The sequence below is a fragment of the Streptomyces abyssomicinicus genome (assembly GCF_008974245.1).
Taxonomy (GTDB): Bacteria; Actinomycetota; Actinomycetes; order Streptomycetales; family Streptomycetaceae; genus Streptomyces; species Streptomyces abyssomicinicus.
This window is the reverse complement of the sequence record NZ_BBZI01000008.1, coordinates 191390-209145: the sequence shown is the minus strand read 5'-3', so window position 1 is coordinate 209145 and position 17756 is coordinate 191390. Positions and strand designations below refer to the sequence as shown.

17 protein-coding genes and 1 riboswitch are annotated in these 17756 nt (G+C 75.7%); of the genes, 9 read left to right on the top strand and 8 right to left on the bottom strand.

Annotated features, from left to right (window positions below; genetic code table 11):
• Positions 1 to 166: 166 nt before the first annotated feature.
• The 4 genes from pknB to thiO all read right to left on the bottom strand — a co-directional run bounded on the left by pknB (position 167) and on the right by thiO (position 4473).
• Positions 167 to 2095, bottom strand: coding sequence for a Stk1 family PASTA domain-containing Ser/Thr kinase (gene pknB, locus GBN72_RS17875; RefSeq protein WP_151772850.1), 1929 nt, complete (start codon positions 2093 to 2095; stop codon positions 167 to 169).
• Between the two features lie 71 nt (positions 2096 to 2166).
• Positions 2167 to 2970, bottom strand: a complete 804-nt coding sequence (locus GBN72_RS17870; RefSeq protein ID WP_281371842.1) for a thiazole synthase — start codon at positions 2968 to 2970, stop codon at positions 2167 to 2169.
• A gap of 1 nt (position 2971) precedes the next feature.
• Positions 2972 to 3187, bottom strand: coding sequence for a sulfur carrier protein ThiS (thiS, locus tag GBN72_RS17865; protein ID WP_151772849.1), 216 nt, complete (start codon positions 3185 to 3187; stop codon positions 2972 to 2974).
• Complete coding sequence (gene thiO / locus GBN72_RS17860; protein ID WP_151772848.1) at positions 3184 to 4473, bottom strand: glycine oxidase ThiO; 1290 nt, start codon at positions 4471 to 4473, stop codon at positions 3184 to 3186. The genes thiS and thiO overlap by 4 nt, the downstream gene beginning before the upstream one ends.
• Positions 4469 to 4581: riboswitch (TPP riboswitch) on the bottom strand. It overlaps the preceding gene by 5 nt.
• Before the next feature lie 49 nt (positions 4582 to 4630).
• Here thiO and GBN72_RS17855 point away from each other — a divergent pair.
• The 6 genes from GBN72_RS17855 to GBN72_RS17830 all read left to right on the top strand — a co-directional run bounded on the left by GBN72_RS17855 (position 4631) and on the right by GBN72_RS17830 (position 9656).
• Positions 4631 to 4981: an avidin-fold protein gene (locus GBN72_RS17855; protein WP_151772847.1), complete on the top strand. Its 351-nt coding sequence runs from the start codon at positions 4631 to 4633 to the stop codon at positions 4979 to 4981.
• A gap of 42 nt (positions 4982 to 5023) precedes the next feature.
• Positions 5024 to 6244, top strand: a complete 1221-nt coding sequence (locus GBN72_RS17850) for an NAD(P)/FAD-dependent oxidoreductase (protein WP_151772846.1) — start codon at positions 5024 to 5026, stop codon at positions 6242 to 6244.
• A 181-nt stretch (positions 6245 to 6425) separates the two neighbouring features.
• Positions 6426 to 6791: an Rv2175c family DNA-binding protein gene (locus GBN72_RS17845; protein ID WP_151772845.1), complete on the top strand. Its 366-nt coding sequence runs from the start codon at positions 6426 to 6428 to the stop codon at positions 6789 to 6791.
• Positions 6792 to 6922: 131 nt separating this feature from the next.
• Positions 6923 to 7618, top strand: a complete 696-nt coding sequence (thiE, locus tag GBN72_RS17840) for a thiamine phosphate synthase (RefSeq protein ID WP_151772844.1) — start codon at positions 6923 to 6925, stop codon at positions 7616 to 7618.
• Positions 7619 to 7821: 203 nt separating this feature from the next.
• On the top strand, positions 7822 to 8760 hold the full coding sequence (gene metF, locus GBN72_RS17835; protein WP_151772843.1) for a methylenetetrahydrofolate reductase [NAD(P)H]: 939 nt from the start codon (positions 7822 to 7824) through the stop codon (positions 8758 to 8760).
• 41 nt (positions 8761 to 8801) lie between these two features.
• Complete coding sequence (locus GBN72_RS17830; protein WP_151772842.1) at positions 8802 to 9656, top strand: hypothetical protein; 855 nt, start codon at positions 8802 to 8804, stop codon at positions 9654 to 9656.
• Positions 9657 to 9856: 200 nt separating this feature from the next.
• Here the strand turns inward: GBN72_RS17830 and GBN72_RS17825 are convergent, their stop codons facing one another.
• From GBN72_RS17825 to GBN72_RS17810, 4 genes are all read right to left on the bottom strand, one after another.
• Positions 9857 to 11365: a phytoene desaturase family protein gene (locus GBN72_RS17825; RefSeq protein ID WP_246212618.1), complete on the bottom strand. Its 1509-nt coding sequence runs from the start codon at positions 11363 to 11365 to the stop codon at positions 9857 to 9859.
• Positions 11366 to 11533: 168 nt separating this feature from the next.
• The gene (locus tag GBN72_RS17820) at positions 11534 to 11935 is read right to left on the bottom strand and encodes an SCO2097 family morphological protein (RefSeq protein ID WP_151772841.1); all 402 of its coding nucleotides are present in this window, start codon (positions 11933 to 11935) and stop codon (positions 11534 to 11536) included.
• 318 nt (positions 11936 to 12253) lie between these two features.
• Positions 12254 to 13015, bottom strand: coding sequence for a class I SAM-dependent methyltransferase (locus tag GBN72_RS17815; protein WP_151772840.1), 762 nt, complete (start codon positions 13013 to 13015; stop codon positions 12254 to 12256).
• Between the two features lie 75 nt (positions 13016 to 13090).
• Positions 13091 to 13549, bottom strand: a complete 459-nt coding sequence (locus GBN72_RS17810) for an SAV_6107 family HEPN domain-containing protein (protein WP_164540708.1) — start codon at positions 13547 to 13549, stop codon at positions 13091 to 13093.
• Between the two features lie 223 nt (positions 13550 to 13772).
• Here GBN72_RS17810 and GBN72_RS36065 point away from each other — a divergent pair, with 223 nt between their 5' ends.
• From GBN72_RS36065 to GBN72_RS17795, 3 genes are read left to right on the top strand one after another with little or no spacing between them, the layout of a single operon-like run.
• On the top strand, positions 13773 to 14981 hold the full coding sequence (locus GBN72_RS36065) for an ATP-binding cassette domain-containing protein (RefSeq protein ID WP_369695891.1): 1209 nt from the start codon (positions 13773 to 13775) through the stop codon (positions 14979 to 14981).
• Positions 14953 to 17037, top strand: a complete 2085-nt coding sequence (locus tag GBN72_RS17800) for a YhgE/Pip family protein (protein ID WP_151772838.1) — start codon at positions 14953 to 14955, stop codon at positions 17035 to 17037. The genes GBN72_RS36065 and GBN72_RS17800 overlap by 29 nt, the downstream gene beginning before the upstream one ends.
• An 11-nt stretch (positions 17038 to 17048) precedes the next feature.
• A complete protein-coding gene (locus tag GBN72_RS17795) occupies positions 17049 to 17660 on the top strand; it encodes a TetR/AcrR family transcriptional regulator (protein ID WP_174887156.1) in 612 nt (203 codons plus the stop codon).
• Positions 17661 to 17756 lie beyond the last annotated feature (96 nt).

The following is a 17756-nucleotide window of genomic DNA, read 5'->3' as shown; positions in this document are numbered from 1 at the left end:
CCCTGCTCGGTGACGGTGCCGCACGCCGTCTCCAGCCGGTTGACGAGCTCCGCGAGCCGGTCCTGCCCCCGCTGTCGGTCCGCAGCGTGGCTGAAGCCGCTGGGGCCGACCGCGGCCGGCTCTTCCGGAAGCGTGGCGGTGTGCTTCTTGGCCGCCGTGCCGTCCGCTAGCGGATCTCGATGGTGATCGTGGAACCCTTGGGGGCCTTGTCGCCCGCGGAGGGGGACTGGGACTTCACCGTGTCGCGGAAGATGCCGAGCAGGCCGCGGTCCTCGTCGACCTCGAAGCCGGCCGCCTCGAGGGCCTCCGTGGCCTCGTCGACGCTCTGCCCGACGACGTCGGGGACCTCGACCATCTCGGGGCCCTTGGAGAGGGTGAGCGTCACCGTGTCGCCCTCGCCCGCGCGGCCCCCCGGCTCGGGGGACTGCCGCGCGACCTGGCCGCGCTCGTGCGGGGAGTGGATCTCCTCCGGGTCGATGCGGACCTTCAGCCCGGCCGCCCGCAGCGCCGCGCGGGCCTCGTCCAGCTCGGCCCCCGTGACGTCGGGGACGTCCACCGGCGCGCCCTTGCTGACCACCAGCGCCACCGCCGTGCCGGCGCGCCGCTCGGACCCGGCGGCCGGCTCCGTGCCGATGACCGAGCCCCGCGGGACGTCCTCGCTGAAGGCGCGCGTCACCATGCCCGGCTCGAGCCCCTGATCCTCCAGCGCCTTGCGCGCCTGGTCCAGCGGACGGCCCTCCAGGGAGGGAACCTTCACCACCTCGGGTCCCGAGGAGATCACCAGCGACACCCCGGCGCCGCCGCGGACCCGGTCACCGGCCGCCGGGTCGGTGCTGATCACCGTGCCCCGCTCGACCGTGTCGCTGAACCGGCGCGAGACGTCGCCGACCTCGAGCCCGGCCTTCGTCAGCCGGTCCCTGGCCTGCGCCTCGGTCTTGGCGAGCACCGGCGGGACCTCGGTGAACTGCCCGGAGTTGATGTACCAGACACCGCCGCCGAGGCCGAGCACCAGCAGCAGCCCCAGCACCAGCGCCAGCGGCCCCCGCCCGGCCAGGGCGCCCCGGCGGGAGGAGGAACGGGAGAGGCCGCCCGTCTCCAGCCGCGTGGTGCGGTGGACGACGGCCGTGGGCTCGTCGCCGCCGACCGGCAGCGGCCGCCGCACGACGGGGCGGGAGATCACCGACGTGCGGTCCTCGGAGCGGTCGTGCCCCTCGGCGCGGGCCATCGGCGGCACGGCGTCCAGCTGGTCCGCGGTCAGCGCCGCACGGGCCGCCAGCACCCGGGCCAGCAGCTCCGCCGCCGTGGGCGGACGGTCCGCGGCGACGCGCGCGGCGGCCGCCGCGACCAGCTCGTCCAGCGGTCCGGCCAGCCCCGGCACGAGGGCCGAGGGCGGCGGCACGTCCTCGTTGAGGTGGCGGAAGAGCACCTGCGCGGGGGAGTCGCCCTGGTGCGGCTTCGCGCCCGTCAGCATCTCGTGGAGCACGATGCCGCAGGCGTAGACGTCGACCCGCGGGTCGATGGTGCCCCGCTCGATCTGCTCCGGGGCCAGGTAGGAGACCGTGCCCAGCACCGAACCCGAGCTGTCGGTGACCGTGTCCACCGCCCTGACCAGGCCGAAGTCGGCGACCTTCACCCGGCCGTCGTCCCCTATCAGGACGTTCTCCGGCTTCATGTCGCGGTGCACGAACCCGGCCCGGTGGGCGGCCCCGAGCGCGGCCAGCACCGGCTCCAGGATGTCCAGCGCGGCCCGCGGCTGCAGCGCCCCGCGCTCGCGCAGCACGTCCCGCAGGGTGCAGCCGGCGACGTACTCCATCGCCAGGTAGACGTAGCCCCCGTCGGCGCCCTGGTCGAAGACCTGCACCACGTTGGGATGCGCCAGCCGGGCCACCGACTTGGCCTCACGGATGAACCGCTCGACGAAACCGGCGTCCTGCGCCAGCGACGGGTGCATCACCTTGAGGGCGAGCACGCGGTCGAGGCGGGTGTCCAGCGCGCGGTAGACGGTCGCCATGCCGCCGACCGCGATCCGCGCGTCGACCCGGTAGCGGCCGTCGAGCACGCGGCCGAGGAGCGGGTCCTGAAGGGTCGTGTCCACGGAGCGAGTCTACGAGGGGCGCGGCGGGCCCGGAGCCGCCCGGCGGACGCGGGACGCCGGCCGGGCGCCCCTCAGAACGCCGGGCGCTCCGGGTCGAGCTCGGCCAGCCCCTCCGCGGGGGAGGACGCGTGGGCGAAGCGGCGCTGCGGAATCCGCCCGGCCAGCCGGGCCAGCCGGCCCGCCTCCACGCCGTGGCGCATCGCCAGCGCCATCAGCTCCGGATCCCGCGCCCTGGTCACCGCCGAGGCGAGCATCACACCGGCGCAGCCCAGTTCCATGGCGAAGGTCACGTCGGACGCGGTGCCCGCGCCGGCGTCCAGGATCACCGGGACGCCGGCGGACTCCACCATCAACTCGAAGTTGTGCGGGTTGCGGATGCCGAGGCCGGAGCCGATCGGGGAGCCCAGCGGCATCACCGCCGCACACCCCACGTCCTCCAGCCGCCGGGCGAGCACCGGGTCGTCGCTGGTGTACGGCAGCACCGTGAACCCGTCGTCGACCAGCGTCTCGGCCGCCTCCAGCAGCTCCACCGGGTCCGGCAGCAGGGTGCGCTCGTCGGCGACCACCTCCAGCTTGACCAGCGAGGTGCCGAGCGCCTCCTGGGCCAGCCGGGCGGTCAGCACCGCCTCCCCGGCGGTGAAGCAGCCCGCCGTGTTGGGCAGCACCCGGATGCCCAGCCGCTCCAGCACCGACAGCACCGAACCGTGGCTCGCGGGGTTCACCCGCCGCATCGCCACCGTGGTCAGCTCCGTGCCGGAGGCCACCAGGGCGCGCTCCAGCACGTCGAGGCCGCTCGCGCCGCCGGTGCCCATGATCAGCCGGGAGGTGAGCTCCAGGCCGCCCAGCACCAGCACGTCGTTCTTCCCGTGTGTCACGTCAGCCTCCCTGGACGGCGGTCAGGATCTCGACCCGGTCCCCGTCGGCGAGCACCGTGACCGCCCAGCGGTCACGCGGCACCACGGTCTCGTTGACCGCCGCGGCCACTCCCGAGCGGGCCGGGGTCAGCAGTGCGACGGCGGTCTCCAGCGCGGTCCCGGCGGCGAGCTCGCGGGGGCCGCCGTTGAGGCGGACGGTGATCAGCGGCGCGCTCATGCGGCGACCCCCTCGCCGTCGGACGCGGGGGTCCGGGCCGCGTCGGCCGCCTCGCCGGAGGCCGCCTCCGACGCCTCGGACCCCCCGGCCGCCCGGGCCGCCTCCGACCCCCGGGCCGCCGACGCGGCGGCGGGTTCCGGGCGGTCCGTCCGGCTCCGGGCGGCGAAACGGTCCGCCGCGAAGGCGCGGGCCCGGGCGGGCAGCGTCCCCGAGGCCAGCGTCTCGGCCATCACGTCCCCCGTGACCGGGGTGAGCAGCACCCCGTTGCGGTAGTGGCCGGTGGCCAGCAGCAGGCCCTCCAGCGCGGTCGGACCGAGCAGCGGCGCGTTGTCGGGGGAGCCCGGACGCAGCCCCGCCAGGGTCTCGGTCAGCGGCAACTCGGTGATCCCCGGGAGGAGTTCACGGGCGTCGCGCAGCAGCGTCCAGACGCCGCCGGCGGTGACCGTGGTGTCGAAGCCCAGCTCCTCGCTGGTCGCCCCCACCACCACCTCCCCGTTCTCTCGCGGCACCAGGTACACCGACCCGCCGCGCACCACCGCGCGCACCGTCCGGGACAGGAACGGCGCGTACACCGGCGGCACGGTCAGCCGCAGCACCTGCCCCTTCACCGGCCGCACCGGGGGCCGGACCTCCTCGGGCACCCCGTCCAGCTCCCCGCTGCGGCTCCCCGCGGCCAGCACCACGCGTCCGGCGGGCAGCGCGGTGCCGTCCTCCAGCACCACCCCGGCGGCCCGTCCGCCGGCGACCTCCAGCCGCGCCGCGCGCCGCCGGTGGAACACCACCCCGGCCCGCTCGCAGGCCCGCAGCAGCGCCGCGGCCAGCAGGCGCGGGTCGGCCTGGTGGTCGCCGTCCACCCGCAGCCCGCCCCGCACGCCCGGCGCCAGCATCGGCTCCAGCCGGCGGCACTCCCGGCCGGTCAGCCACTCCGACGACAGGCCGTGCAGCCGGTGCAGCAGGGCGAGTTCGCGGAGCTCAGCCCGGTCGTCGGCGTCCAGGGCGACCGCCAGGGTGCCCGTCTCCCGGTACCCCACGTCCGTGCCGGACGCCTCGGTCAGCTCCTCGGCGAACGCGGGCCAGCGGCGCGCCGACTCCAGGTTGAGGGCCAGCAAGTCCTGTTCGCCGTGGTGGTGTTCGGTCACCGCGGCCAGCATCCCGGCGGCCACGAAGGCCGCCCCGCCGCCCGGTTCCGGATCCACCACCGCGGTGGCCGCGCCCTGCTGCGCGGCCCGCCAGGCGGTCACCAGGCCCACGATGCCGCCGCCCACCACCAGTACGTCGGACGTCATGACGTCCCGCTCCTCCCTTCGCCGGAATGACCCGGATCAGGTTCGTACGGTCGGAGGCCGCCAGCCTCCCTCTCAGCCCGGTGCGTCCGGGCTCCCGCGAGTGCCTTACCGTCGCCACCCTAACCCGCGGTTCCGCGACGCTGAAAGAGAGTCACCCGTGCCCCGCTCCCTCGACGGCCTGCTGATGGCCCCGATCGCCGATGAGACCACCCAGGTGCCCGGCCAGGTCGGCTCCGCGACCCGGTTCGACTACCACGAGCGCGACGGGCAGGTGTGGGCCACCTATCAGGGTGGCGACATCACCCGCGGGTACCTGGTCGGCACCCGCGAGGACGACCGCGTCGACTTCCGCTACGTCCAGCTGACCCGGGACGGCTCGACCGCCTCGGGGCACTGCGTCTCGCGGGTCGTGGAGCTGCCCGACGGGCGGATCCGGCTGGAGGAGACCTGGGAGTGGGAGTCCCGGGCGGGCAGCGGCACCAGTGTCGTGGAGGAGATCCGTCCGTGAGTCCGGCGCCGCGGTGTCTATGGTGAGGGAGTGAGCGAGGGCGTGAGCGAGCAGACGCGGGAACGGTCCGGACGGCGGGTGGTGATCGCCGGCGCCGGCATGGCCGGGGTCCAGACGGCGGTGGCGCTGCGCGAGCAGGGCTTCGACGGTCCGGTGACGCTGATCGGCGCGGAACCCCACCCGCCGTACGACCGGCCGCCGCTGTCGAAGGGCGTGCTGCTCGGCAAGGGCGAGGAGGCCGCCTTCGACGTCGACTTCACCGGCCTCGGCATCGACCTGCGGCTGGGCCGCCGGGTCACCGGCGTGCGCCCCGCCGACAAGGAGGCCGACACCGACCAGGGGCCCGTCGGCTACGACGTGCTGGTGGCCGCCACCGGCGCCCGCCCCGTCAGGCTGCCCGGCACGGAGGACGCCGCGGGCGTCCACGTCCTGCACAACCTCGACGACGCCCTGCGGCTGCGGCCGGTCCTGGAGCGCGGGGAGTCCGTGGTGGTCGTCGGGGCCGGCTGGATCGGCGCCGAGTTCACCACCGCCGCGCGGGAGGCCGGCTGCGAGGTGACGGTGGTCGAGGCCACCGGACGGCCGCTGTCCGGGGCGCTGCCCGAGGAGGTGGCCGTGCCGATGGGCGCGTGGTACGCCGAGAGCGGCGCGACCCTGCACACCGGCGCCCGGGTCGAGCGGGTGGAGCCCGGCGCGGTGCTGCTGGCCGACGGGCGGCGGCTGCGGGCCGACGCGGTGGTCGTCGGCATCGGCGCCCGGCCCGACACGGCCTGGCTGGGCGGCGCGGTCGAACTGGGGCCACAGGGCGAGGTGCTGGCCGACGAGCGGCTGCGTGCCTCCGCCCCCGACGTCTACGCGGTCGGCGACTGTGCCTCGTTCCCCTCCGCCCGCTACGGCGAACGGCTGCTGATCCACCACTGGGACAACGCGCTCCAGGGCGCCCGGACGGTCGCCGGGAGCATCCTCGGCGAGACGGCGGCGGCCCCCTACGATCCGGTGCCGTACTTCTGGTCCGAGCAGTTCGGCCGGTTCGTGCAGTACGCGGGACACCACGCGGCGGCGGACACGCTGCTGTGGCGCGGCAGCCCGCGGGACGCGGCCTGGAGCGTGTGCTGGCTGCGGGAGGGACGCCTGGTCGCCCTGCTGGCCGTGGGCCGGCCCCGCGACCTGGCGCAGGGCCGCCGCCTGATCGCGTCCGGCGCCCTCGTCGACCCCGGCCTGGCCCGCGACCCCGGCCGTCCGCTGAAGTCCGCCGTGGCCTGAGGCGGCCCGGCGCGGCCCGGGCCACCGAAGGCGGCCCGGCGGACGCCACGGAAGGACCACGGCCGGACGCACGGAAGGACCACGGCCGGACGCACGGAAGGAGCAAGGCCGGACGCACGGAAGGACCACTGGGAGGGGGCCCGACTTCCCCCGCCCGGTCCCGGATGGCACGCTTGGTCCCGTGACCGAGATTGACGCGAAGACCGATGCTCTCGTTCCCGAGTGGCTCACCCTCCCCGACATCGCCGAGAAGCTCGACGTCGAGGTGACGCGTGTGCGGCAGCTGGTGAAGGAAGGCCAGCTGATCGCCGTACGCCGTGGTGAGAACCGCGCGCTGCACGTCCCCGCCGCCTTCATCGACGGGGACAAGGTGGTCAAGGGCCTCACCGGCCTGCTGACGCTGCTGCGGGACGACGGCTTCACCGACGAAGAGATGCTGGAGTGGCTCTTCACCCCCGACGACTCCCTGCCGGGCACGCCCGCGCAGGCCCTCAGCGAGAACCGTGGCACGGAGGTGAAGCGCCGCGCCCAGGCGCTCGCCGTCTGACCGACGCGGAACCGGCGGCCGTCCCCGCTCACGGGGGCGGCCGCCGTGTGCCGCCACCGCCGCTCCGGGCCTCCGTGCCCCCGCCGCCCCACGTCCTCACGTCATCACCGCTCCCCGGGGGGAACCGCACCGTGCCCGAGACCGCCGCCACCGCCGCCACCACTGTCCCCGCCGCGTCAGCCGCCCCGGAGGCCCGCGCCCGGCTCGCCGACGCACGGCTCTACCTGTGCACGGACGCCCGCCGGGACCGCGGCGACCTCGCCGGGTTCCTGGACGCCGTGCTGCCGGCCGGGGTCGACATCGTGCAGCTCCGCGACAAGGGCCTGGAGGCCGCCGAGGAACTGGAGCACCTGCGTACCGTGGCCGAGGCGTGCGCCCGCCACGGCAAGCTGCTCGCCGTCAACGACCGCGCCGACGTGGCGCACGCCGCCGGGGCCGACGTGCTGCACCTCGGCCAGGGCGACCTGCCGGTGCCCGCGGCCCGGGCGATCCTCGGACCCGACGTCCTGATCGGCCGCTCCACCCACTCCGCCGCGCAGGCCGAGGCCGCCGCCGTGCAGGAGGGCGTGGACTACTTCTGCGTGGGCCCCTGCTGGCCCACCCCCACCAAGCCCGGCCGCCCCGCCGCCGGACTCGACGCGGTCCGCCGGGTCGCCGCGCTGGGCGTGGACCGCCCCTGGTTCGCCATCGGCGGGATCGACCTGGCCACCCTCGACGAGGTCATGGACGCCGGGGCCCGCCGCGTGGTGGTGGTCCGGGCGCTCACCGAGGCCGCCGACCCGGCCGTCGCCGCGAAGGCCTTCGCCGAGCGCCTGCGCGCCCGCTGACCCCAGGTCGCGCAGGGCGCGCGGACAGGGCCGCCCAGGCCGCGCGGACGGTGCCCGCAGGCCGGGTGGACGGTGCCCGCAGGCCGGCCGGACCGGTCCCCGCAGGCAGAGCGGACCGGTTCCCGCAGGTCGACGGCGGCGCGGCTGTCCGGAAGGCGGACGGTCTTTGGGAGCGGGGCCGCCGCCTGGCTAACCTGCGAGGCATGGCCCTAGGAACCGCATCCACCCGGACGGACCGCGCGCGTACCGTGCGTGACATGCTCGCCTCCGGGCGGCAGACCGTCTCGTTCGAGTTCTCCGCGCCCAAGACGGAGAAGGGCGAGCGGAACCTGTGGAACGCGCTCCGCCGCGTCGAGGCCGTCACCCCCGACTTCGTCTCGGTGACCTACGGCGCGGGCGGGTCGACCCGCGCGGGCACGGTCAAGGAGACCGAGCAGATCGTCTCCGACACCACGCTCACCCCGGTCGCGCACCTGACCGCCGTGGACCACTCGGTCTCCGAACTGCGGAACATCATCGGCCAGTACGCCGACGCGGGCATCCGCAACATGCTGGCCCTGCGCGGCGATCCGCCCGGCGACCCGATGGGCGAGTGGGTCGCGCACCCCAAGGGCCTGCACTACGCCGCCGAACTCGTCGAACTCATCAAGGAGTCGGGCGATTTCTGTGTAGGTGTGGCGGCCTTCCCCGAGCTGCATCCGCGCTCTCCGGACTGGGAGACGGAGATCCGGCACTTCACGGACAAGTGCCGTGCCGGGGCCGACTACGCGATCACCCAGATGTTCTTCCAGCCCGAGTCGTACCTGCGGTTCCGTGACAAGGCGGCGGCGGCCGGCTGCGAGACGCCGATCATCCCCGAGGTGCTGCCCGTCACCAGTGTCCGTATGCTGGAGAGGCTGCCGACTCTCAGCAACGCCGTGATTCCCGCCCGGTTGAAAGAGCGGATCCTCACAGCCAAAGACGATCCGGCCGCTGTACGCTCCCTGGGAATCGACTTCGCCACGGAGTTCTGTGCGCGGCTGCTGTCCGAGGGTGTGCCCGGGCTGCACTTCATCACGCTCAACAACTCCACGGCCACACTTGAGATCTACGAGAACCTGGGCCTGCACCACCCAGTGCAGGGCTGGACCGGGAGCGTCTGAGTCCGTCAGACTGCCCCGGTCTTACGGGAGAGGGGCGTTACATGGGCTGGACGGTCCTCTACATCGCGTTCGGCATCGTCGCACTGTGGCTGCTGGGCGAGGTGTTGCTGCAGTACAAGGCGAAACTGCGGTGGCGTGTCCTCGCGTTCGCCGGCTTCCTCGGCGTGGTGATCGGCGTGCTCCTCGCCTCGGTCGCCGTCATCGGCCTGGGCGCGCTGGCGTTCGCGGTGGGGCAGACCTTCGTCACCCTGTCGTTCCGCAGCGGCTTCTCGGGCGGCTGGGCGCTGCCCCAGGCCCGCCGCCGGGCAGGACGGGACGACGAGGAGTACGAGGAGTACGACGACGACCGCGCCGACGGCCGGGACGACCGCGGCGCCCGCCGCGAGGACGAGCCGGCCGCTCCCTCCCCGGAGGAGTACCAGGGCGCGGAGAACACCGCCGGATACCAGCCGCAGACGGCGCAGGACGACCCCAACTCCTACGGCGGTTACGACAACTCCGGCTACGACACCGGTGGTTACCCCACCGTCGTGCCCACCGGCGCGGACGGACAGCAGGGCTACGGCTCCTACGACACGTACGCCGGAACCGGCTACGACCAGCAGCAGTATCCGGGCTACGCCGACCCCTACGCGACGCAGGGCGGTCAGGCAGGCCAGGGCGGTCAGGGCTACGGCTACGACGGTACGTACGGCGGCCAGCAGCAGGGCTACGGGCAGCAGGGCGGCTACGACACCTCGTCGTACGCCGGCTACGGCGACACCACGCCGCCCGGCGGGGTCTGGGTCCCGCAGCAGCGGGGTGCGGACGATCCGTACGGGGCGGAACAGGCGCCGCCGCAGCAGCCGCAGCAGCAGCCCTACCCGTACGGCTACGACGAGCAGTACCGGTACTGAACGAACGGCTGAGGGCCGGCCCCCCGCGGGGGGCCGGCCCTCAGCCGTTCCGTTCGCCGGGGCCTCGTGAGGACCGCCCGCGCGGGGGAGCGGACACCGCCAGGTTCAGTTTCCGGCGGGCCTCCCGCGCGGGTGCAAGCGGTCGCCGGCTCACGGTGTCGGCTCACGGTGTCGGCTCACGGTCGCCCGCCCGGCGGCGCTCACTGTGAGCCGCGGAAGTCCGGTCCCTCGACCACCAGGCCCGCCACCAGGGCGCCGGACATGCCGGCGTGCGGCAGGCCGCCGCCCGGGTGGGACCAGCCGCCCACCCGGTACAGCCCCGGCAGGCGCGTGGCGTTGCCCGGGTGGAGCAGCGCGGCCCCGCCGCCCGCGAGGGCGGGGGCCGGGACGCCCGCCGTGCCGGTCTCGCGCCGGGTGTCCTCGGGCGTGCGGACCTCGTGCCACAGCAGCCGCCCCCGCAGCCCCGGCACGGCGGCCTCCGCGGCCGTCAGCATCGACTCCGCCAGCCGCTCCGCCTCCCCGGGGCCCGTCCCGGGGGGCACGGACGCGGTCAGGACGGCCGACTCGTGGTCGTCGTCAGGCCGCAGTGCCGGGTCGCCGGGGCGCAGGACGGTGACCGTCGGGGCGGTGGCGGGCGCGGTCGTGCCCGGCGAGCGGGCGACGCCCGCCAGGACGTCCAGTTCGGCGTCGCGGTCGGGGGAGTGGACGACCGTCCGGTGCACCGCGTCCGCCTCCCGGGCGCCGCGCAGGGCCAGCAGCACCGTGAGCCTGCCCGGCACCGCCGCACCGGCCGGCCGCGGCGGCACCCCGCCCCCGGCCGCGGCCTCGCGGGGGGTCTCCGTCAGCCCCGGGCGCACACCGGCCACCACGTGATCCGCCTCGGCGACCGTGCCGTCGGCCAGTTCCAGGCCCGCCGCCCGGCCGTCCTTCTCCACGACGCGGACGGCCTCGGCGCCGAAGCGGAACTCGACCCGCCGGGCCAGGCAGCGCTCGTACAGGGCGCGGGCCAGCTCGCGCATGCCGCCGCGCACGTACCAGACGCCGAAGGCGTGCTCCATGTACGGCAGCACCGCCGCGCTCGCCGGAGCGGTCCGCGGGTCCAGGCCGTACGCCAGGGCGTGGCTCTCCAGCAGGCGCGTCAGCCGGGCATCGCCCAGCTCCCACTCGCCCACCTGGGCCAGGGTGGCGGCCCGCCGGGTGCGCAGCAGACGCCGGTGCGGGACCGACGGGTACGGCTCACGGTCGGCGAGCACCTCCCAGTTCGGCCACAGGGGCTCCTCCAGCAGCGGGCGGCGGGTGCGGTCCCACGCCTCCCGGCCCCGGACCAGGAAGTCGCCCCAGCGCCGCCCGGCGCCCTCGCCGAGGCTCGCCTCCAAAGAGGCCACCACACCGGCCCGGGAGGCGTTGGGCAGGTCCACCCGGGTGCCGTCCGGGAAGAGGTGGCGGGCCGAGGGGTCCGTCTGGACCAGCTCGACGCACTCCTCCAGCGGCTGCTTGCCGGTCTTGACGAACAGGTCGCGGTAGACGGCGGGCAGCGGCAGCAGGCCCGGCCCGGTGTCGAAGGCGAACCCGTCGCGCTCCCGGCGGCGCAGGGCGCCCCCGTAGGTGTCCGTCCGCTCGAACACCGTCACGCGGTGGCCGGCCACGGCCAGACGCGCGGCGGCCGCCATGGCGCCCATCCCGGCGCCGATCACTGCAACCCGTCCCATGGCGGGGAGTCTATGACCGCCCGGACCGGCGCATATCGACGGGTATGCGACGGGGGGGGCAGGAACGAGGACCTGGCGTGCGCGGCGGGCCGGGAACACCCCGCGAACTTCCCGCAGGCACGCCAAGAGGGGCGCCCGCCCAGGCGGACGCCCCTGAAGCTTTTCGGGCTACCGGTCCGGCTGGTCGTCCCGGCGGCGCTGCCAGCGCTGCTCGATCCGGTCCATCACCGACCGTTTGCGGGCCTGCGCGGCCGCACCGGGAGCACCCGGGGCGTCGGCGGGCGGCTGCTCACCGGGCTTGGGGCCCTTGCGCCAGCCGGTGACGGCGAGCACGGCGCACCCCAGCATGACCAGGAAGCCCACCACGCCGATCCAGATCTGCTGGGCGACCATTCCGGTCATGAGGAGCGCGATACCTACGAGGAAGCCCGCCACCGCCTGGTAGACCCGTCGCCGGGTGTACGTGCGCAGCCCGCTTCCCTCGAGCGCTGTCGCGAACTTGGGATCTTCGGCGTACAGCGCTCGCTCCATCTGCTCGAGCATGCGCTGCTCGTGCTCCGAGAGCGGCACGGGAGTCCTCCTCATCGTGCAGTCGCCGGGGCGACCGGGGGTCCCCTCCAGGATAGGCAGGGAATCGCCCCCGTGAAACCCGCCCCTCTACGCCATTTGGCAACCGGTTCCGGTCACAGCCGGCCGGCCCGCTGGAACTGTCATTCCCCGCGGGCCCGCCCGTCATGCCCGGCGGTCTGTCCTCGATCATACGGGTCGCGCGGCCGGTCGGCAGGGCTCACGGTGTACTCCGTGCGACGCCGCGCCGCTGATCACGGCGGGGATGCCGCCACGGACCGGGCCCGGCGCACCGGACGCCGGGCCTCCGGTGCGCGGCGGTCACGCCCCGGACGCCTCGGCGAGGACGTGGAGCTGGGTGGCCACCGAGTGGAACTCGGCCATCGGGGCCACCGCCGCCTCCAGGCGCAGCAGCGCCTCCCGGGCGCCCGGCTCGGTGTCCACCAGGACGCCGGGGACCAGGTCGGAGAAGACCCGCACGCCGTGCACCGCGCCGACGCGCAGGCCGCTCCCCTCGACCAGGGAGGTCAGCCGGTCCACGGTGAAGCGGTGCGGCACCGGGTCGCCGTCGCCCCAGCGGCCGTCCGGGTCCTCCAGCGCCCGCGCCGCCTCGTGGAAGTGGCCGGCGAGGGTGCGGGAGAGCACCGCGCCGCCCAGCCCGGCGGCGAGCAGGCTGAGCAGGCCGCCGGAGCGCAGCGCGGCCGCCGCGTTGCGCAGGCCCTCGGCGGGGTCCTCCACGTACTCCAGCACGCCGTGGCAGAGCACCACGTCGTAGGCGGCACGGTCCGCCACGTCGAAGAGTCCGTGGACGTCTCCCTGGACCCCCCTCACCCGTTCGGCCACTCCCGCCTCGGCGGCGCGGCGCTCCAGGGCGAAGAGGGCGTCGGGGCTCGGGTCGACGACGGTGACCCGGTGTCCCAGCGCGGCGACGGGCACGGCGAAGTTTCCGCTGCCGCCGCCGGTGTCGAGGACGTCGAGCAGCCGGCCGTCACCGGCCTTGGCGTGGCGGTCCAGGGCGTCCTTGAGGACCTCCCAGACCACGGCGGTACGGAGAGAAGCGCGGGGGCGCATCGGGTCCGACACGGCGATTGACTCCTCGACGGGCGATCGGGGGCCGCCCGCCCACAGGAACGGGACGGGCCGGCGAACGCCTCCACCCTAATGCGCGTCCCCGCCGGTCAGCCCGGTCGCCCGCTCCACCAGGCGCAGGAAGGCGGCCACGTCGCGTATCAGGTCGTCGGCCTCCCGCACGGAGACGGCGTGCGGCAGGTCGGCCTCGGCGCGGGCGCGGCGGTCGGCGCCGGCGGCGAAGAAGGCCGCCCACTCCGCGAGTTCGGGCGCCGTCTCGGCCAGCACCTCCCAGGCGCTGCGTATCGGCGCCCGGCGGCGACGGCGCGGCTCGGGCAGAGGGTCGGCGCGGACCGCGAGGACGGCCGCGGCGCCGCGCAGCGCGGCCAGGTGGGCCGCGGCGTAGCGCTCGTTGGGCGTGGTCAGGAGCAGGGCGCGGTCCAGGCCCGTCCGGGCGCGGGAGAGCAGGTCGAGGCCGGCGGGCGGTGCGGACGCCCGGCGGGCCACCGGGTGGGTCATGGCGAACCTCCTGTCGTCGTACGACAGCATCTGTCCTGTCTGGTCCCATCCTGGGGGTTGCCACTGACAGTTGGGCTGACCTGCGGCTTTGTCTCCGGCCGCGGTTCGGGCTAGTTTTTGCACTGACCAGTCAGTGCAAAAAAGGTTTGGGGTGCATGCCGTGAGCCGGCAGGGGGACGGGCCGCGGCCCGGACCGGGCGTCACCGCCCGGGGACTCGGGGTCCGGGGGCCCCGGGGATGGGCCTTCCGCGACGTGACGTTCGAGGCGGGGCCGGGCGCGCTGGTGGCCGTGACCGGACCCTCGGGCTCCGGCCGCACGGCGCTGCTGCTGACCCTGACCGGGCGGATGAAGCCCTCCGAGGGTTCGGCCGGGGTGGCGGGGCTGGCGCTGCCGAGGCGGATGGCGGCGGTGCGCCGGGTGACCGGGGTGGCGCACGTGCCCGGGGTGACCGACCTGGACCCCGCCCTCACCGTGGCCGAACACCTGCGGGAGCGGGCGCTGGTCGGCCGCCGGTACGGGGGACCGGCGGCCGACGTGGTGCGCGGACTGCTGCGTCCGCCGCGGGCCCGGGCGGCCGGGGACGCCGCCCGCGCCGAGGAGGCGCTCGGGGACGCGGGGCTGGACCTCGCCGGCCTGCCGAAGGGCGGCCGCACGGCGGTGCGCGACCTGTCCCGGGCGCAGGAACTGCGGCTGTCGGTGGCGCTGGCCCTGCTGGGGCGGCCCGACCGGCCCGCCGCGGTGGCGGTGGACGACGCCGACCTCGGCCTGTCGGCGGGCGAGCGGGAGGAGGCGGCCGCCCTGCTGCGGTCCCTGGCCGCCTCCGGCATGACCGTCCTGGCCGCCTTCCGCGAGGCACCGCCGGAGGCGGACGTGACGGTCTCCACGGCGTCCCGGGGCGAGGCGGACGCGGACGGCGCCGCCGGGCCGCTCCGGCCGGAACCGCTCGCCCGCCTCACCCGCCGCGGCACGCCCCGCCCGCGCGGGGCCGCCGTCGCGGGCGCCGCCCAGGCGGATGCGGCCGCCGCCCGCACCGATGCGGCTGCCGCACGGGCCTCCGGGACCGCCGTCACGAACGACGGGTCCACCGCCCCGGCCGCCGGGGCCGCCCGGGTCGCGGCGCAGGCCGACGGGATTGCTGCCCGGGCCTCCGGGGGCGGCGGGTCCGTCGCGCGGGCCGACGAGGCCGGTGACCCTGCCGGCAGCGGCAGCGGCAGCGGCAGTGGCAGCGGCCGGGGCGAAGGCGTGGCCGGGGGCGGGACGGCGGCCGGGAGGCCCCGTGCCGCCGTGGCCGGCCGGGGTGCCGGGGGCGGCGCGGGGGAGGAGCCCGGCCCGGTCGACGGCGCCCGCGCCGAAGCCGGGGCCGACGGGGCCGACGGGGCCGTCGGCGTCGAGGAAGAGGCCGTCGAGGCCCGTACCGCTGAGGAGGACGCGGATGCGCACGCCGCGACTGGCCGCGCTTGAGCTGCGGCGATTCGGCCGGAGCCGGCTGACCCGGGCCGCACTGGTCTCCATGGTGCTGCTGCCGCTGCTGTACGGCGCGCTGTACCTGTGGTCCTTCTGGGACCCCTACGGGAACCTCGGCCGCGTCCCCGTGGCCCTGGTCAACCAGGACCGCGGTGCCACCGCCGACGGTGAGCGGCTGACGGCGGGCGACGACATCGCCGAAGGGCTGCACGAGAGCGGCGTGTTCGACTGGCGCGAGGTCGGCCCGCAGGAGGCCCGCGCGGGCGTGGAGAGCGGAGAGTTCTACCTGTCGCTCACCGTCCCCGCCGACTTCAGCGAGCGCATCGCCTCCGGAGGTGGCGACGACCCCCGGGCCGGGGCGCTGGAGGTCACGACCGACGACGCCAACAACTACATCGTCGGCCAGATGTCCCGCACCGTCTTCTCCGAGGTCCGCACCGCCGCCGCCGACAAGGCGACCCGCACCTTCCTCGACCGCATCTTCGTCTCCTTCTCCGGCCTCCACGACGCCACCGAGAAGGCCGCCACCGGCGCCGACGACCTGGCGGGCGGCATCGAGAAGGCGAAGAAGGGCTCCGAGGACCTGGCCGGCGGCCTCGGCGACGCCCAGACCGGCAGCGAGGACCTGCTCAAGGGCCTGCGCCGGCTCCACACCGGCGCGGTCGACCTCGCCACCGGCTCCCGCCAGGTGGCCGACGGCACCGACGAACTGGCCGGCACCGTCAACGGCGTCGCGGACACCGTCCGCCCGTTCCTGGAGAAGAACGAGCAGACCATCGCCGACACCGCCCGCCTGGTGGCCGACTCCGCCGCCGCGGTCCGCGGCAACCTCGGCACCCTCGCGGAGACCGCCCCGGAGGCCGCCCGCGCCTCCGCCACCGCCTCCGAGGCGCTGACCCGGATCCACCGCACCCGCTGCGAGACGTCCCCGCTGCCCGACCCCGCCTGCCCCGACCTGGAGAAGGCCAAGGACGCCGCCGCCGACGTGGCCGCGGTCGCCGCCGACGTCGAGACGCTGATCGGCGACCAGAACGGCGACCTGTCCGGGCTCGACGAGAACCTGGCCGCCCTGGAGAAGCAGGCGGACGCGCTCGCCGAACGCGCCCCGCGCCTCTCCGAGGACCTCGGTGACGCCGTGGAGCGGATCAACGAGCTGAACCGCGGCGCGGCGGCGGTCGCGGCCGGCGCCGAGGAGCTCCGCACCGGCCTCGGCGCCGCCAGGACGGGAGCCGGTGACCTGGACGACGGCGTCGACGCCCTCAAGACCGGCGCCGACGACCTCGACGGCGGCATCTACCGGCTGGTCGACGGCTCCGGCGAACTCGCCGGCGGCCTCCACGACGGCGCCGCGAAGATCCCCGACCTCGACAAGGCCGAACGCGACCGGCGCACCGACGTGATGGCCGACCCGGTCCGGCTCGCCGGCTCCCCGCTGCACGAGGCCGCCAACTACGGCACCGCCTTCGCGCCGTACTTCATCCCGCTCGCCCTCTGGGTCGGCGCGATGGTCGCCTACATGCTGATCCAGCCCCTCAACCGCCGTGCCCTGGCCGCCGGGGCGCCCGCCTGGCGGATCGCGGTGGCCGGCTGGCTGCCGGTGGCCTCGCTCGGCGTGCTCCAGGTGGCCGCGCTGATGTCGGTCCTGCACTGGGGGATCGGGCTGCGGATGGTGCGGGCCGCCGCCACCGTCGGCTTCCTGCTCCTCGTCACGCTCTGCTTCACGTCGATCGTCCAGTGGCTCAACGCCCGCTTCGGCGCGGCCGGGCGGATCCTGGTGCTCGCCCTGCTGATGCTCCAGCTGACCTCCGCGGGCGGCACCTACCCGGTGGAGACCAGCCCCCGCTTCTTCGCCGCGATCCACCCGTACCTGCCGATGAGCCATGTGGTGGAGGCGCTGCGACGGCTGATCACCGGAGGCGACACGGCCCCGGTCGTCCAGGCCTGCGCCGTCCTCCTCGCCTACACCGCGGGGGCCCTGGCGCTGACCACGGTGGCGGCCCGGCGCAAGCAGGTATGGACCTTCGACCGGCTGCGACCGGAGGTGAGTCTGTGACAATCGACGGCATGAAGAGCAGCACCGGCCGCCGCGCCGCCACCAAGCAGAAGCTCTACGAGGCGGCCGTGACCCTCATCGCCGAGCAGGGTTTCTCCGCCACCACGGTGGACGAGATCGCCGAGCGGGCCGGGGTCGCCAAGGGCACCGTCTACTACAACTTCGCGAGCAAGTCCGTGCTCTTCGAGGAGCTGCTGCGGCACGGCGTCGGACTCCTCACGGCCTCGCTGCGCGAGGCCGCCGAGGTGACCGCGCGACGCGGCGGCAGCCGGGTGGACGCGCTGGACGCGATGATCCGGGCCGGCCTGGTCTTCATCCACCGCTACCCGGCCTTCACCCAGCTCTACGTGGCCGAGCTGTGGCGGACCAACCGGGCCTGGCAGGAAACCCTGATGGTGGTCCGCCAGGAGGCCGTCGCGGTCGTCGAGGGAGTGCTGCGGGACGGCGTCGAGGCCGGGGAGTTCAGCGACGAGATCGACGTCTCGCTGACGGCCGCCGCACTGGTGGGCATGGTGCTGGTGGCGGCGCTGGACTGGCTGTCGTTCCAGCCGGAGCGGTCGCTGGACGACGTGCACGGGGCGCTCTCGCTGCTGCTCCAGGGGCGGGTGGCCGGGCGCCGCTGACCCCGCCGCGGGCGGGGCCGAGCCTCGCGTTCCTCGCGCGCCTCGCGTCCCGCGGGGCGGGCACGCGCACCGGTTCCGCAGCCCCGTGCCGGCGGT